This window comes from Acidithiobacillus ferriphilus, assembly GCF_018854775.1.
GTDB lineage: Bacteria > Pseudomonadota > Gammaproteobacteria > Acidithiobacillales > Acidithiobacillaceae > Acidithiobacillus > Acidithiobacillus ferriphilus.
The window spans coordinates 1-1,111 of record NZ_JAAZTY010000275.1; the positions used below are offsets into that span (position 1 = coordinate 1).

Genomic DNA, 1,111 nt, shown 5'->3' on the forward strand with positions numbered 1-1,111 from the left:
CCCACCCCAAGTCTGCACCCGCTCCGGCCGCTCCAGGTCATAAATCACCGAGCCCACCGCCGCGACCTCCCCATCCCGCGCCATCACCCGCAACATCGCCTGCAGGGCCTCGGGGTGGGGCACCGCATCATTATTGAGCAGCCACACAAACTCGGCGCCTCGCTCCAGGGTCAGGCGCATCCCGACATTGCAGCCGCCGCCAAAGCCCAGATTCTCCCCCGTTTCCACCAGCTCCACCGCAAGGCCCCAGCGGGCGATGCCCGAGCGCAGCCGTTCCAGATCCGCAGGTTCTGAGCCGTTGTCCACCACTACCACCCGCGCCTGTACCCCGCGCAACAGGGTCAATGCGCGCAGGCAGCGCAGGGTGTCGGCGGCGCTGTTCCAGTTGAGCAGAATGATGTACACCGCAGCTTGATCCAAGCCGCTCCTCTCAGTCATGTATCAGTTCGCGCCAAGCGGTAGGTACAGGATCATCGGGTTACCCTGGCAGGGTGTAAATCCATAATGCGCATAGAACGCCTTGGCTTCCTTCCCCTGCGCAGCGGCACAGCCTTCAGCAACACCTTTCGTGACGCGTCTGCTCTGGCGGCCTTGCAATCAGCCAATGCCGCTTCCCGCACCCATGATCCCTACCTCGTCAGCAATTGCGTCGCCGTCTTTCGCACTCAAGATGCCACCTCCCGAAAAGTGATGTACTTGTGCGCAATGAAGCTGGTGAAAACTGGGATGGATATTCCTACAGCGGACGCGATCGCCTTGTCGAACTGATGAATACCCATGACCGGGAGCAGGTGATACGCTAAGAATACGCTGACGCCCCAAGTTTGGGCGAATGCGAATATGTTGACAATGGCAAATAGGGTGGCAGATTTAGCTGTGGAGTATGACGCCTGTTGAAACACAAAAAATTTAGCCAAAACGAAAGCCGTAACCATGCCGGTGAGATACGCGAAGGTGACCGCCATAGGGAAATCCACAAAGGTATTATAAAAAAAACGGCTAGAAAAATTCACGGCTGCGGCAAATCCACCCGTCAGAATGAACACGATGAATTGGCGGGAAAAGAAAATACGCATATCTCTGTACCTATAGCATCCGGGCGATATGGCGG

Annotated in this window: 3 protein-coding genes; 1 reads left to right on the forward strand and 2 read right to left on the reverse strand. The window is 57.2% G+C overall.

The annotated features are described in order from the left end of the window. Positions 1–420 (reverse strand): glycosyltransferase (locus HF921_RS13190; protein WP_215894000.1); only part of this gene is annotated, 420 nt, incomplete at its 3' end. A gap of 84 nt (positions 421–504) precedes the next feature. Here HF921_RS13190 and HF921_RS13195 point away from each other — a divergent pair. Continuing rightward, positions 505–768 (forward strand): hypothetical protein, encoded by a 264-nt coding sequence (locus tag HF921_RS13195; protein ID WP_215894001.1) that lies wholly within the window; start codon positions 505–507, stop codon positions 766–768. Here the strand turns inward: HF921_RS13195 and HF921_RS13200 are convergent. Further along, the gene (locus HF921_RS13200) at positions 666–1,076 is read right to left on the reverse strand and encodes a GtrA family protein (RefSeq protein ID WP_215849433.1); all 411 of its coding nucleotides are present in this window, start codon (positions 1,074–1,076) and stop codon (positions 666–668) included. The genes HF921_RS13195 and HF921_RS13200 overlap by 103 nt on opposite strands. Positions 1,077–1,111: the final 35 nt, after the last annotated feature.